Source organism: Weissella minor (genome assembly GCF_001437425.1).
Taxonomy (GTDB): Bacteria; Bacillota; Bacilli; order Lactobacillales; family Lactobacillaceae; genus Weissella; species Weissella minor.
In genome coordinates, this window is record NZ_JQCD01000007.1 from 1 (window position 1) to 421 (window position 421).

Annotated in this window: 1 protein-coding gene; it reads left to right on the plus strand. The window is 36.1% G+C overall.

The features are described 5' to 3' along the window. Positions 1-30: 30 nt before the first annotated feature. A partial coding sequence (locus IV67_RS00485; RefSeq protein ID WP_236698220.1) for a gp58-like family protein occupies positions 31-421 on the plus strand: 391 nt, incomplete at its 3' end.

Consider the following 421-nt stretch of genomic DNA (forward strand, 5'->3'; position numbering starts at 1 on the left):
CCAGTCTCAAATACGGACACTTTTTTATCGTTGTTTAATGAAAATTTTGGACTAGGTATTAAAGACAATGTTGGTAGCATCATTAGTGGTATTAACGGTGATACATCTGGTTTAGCCATTACTGGTAAAAAAGTTGCCATTAATGGTGATACGACAGTCAACGGTGATTTTTGGACTAAAAATGTGAATGCAGTGAAAGTGAATGCTAGTAATATTACGGCTGGAACGATTGATGCGAAAAAAGTGAATCTTGTTAATTTGACTGCAAATCTGATTACGACTGGTACCTTGCAAGGAATCAACATTAACGTTAACAAAACACTAGAAATAGTGACTGGTGGCGTTATTAAATGGAACACTGATTCTACTATTCGAGGATATTCGGATCGTGATTATTATTGGATGCACGGGAAAATGCCAA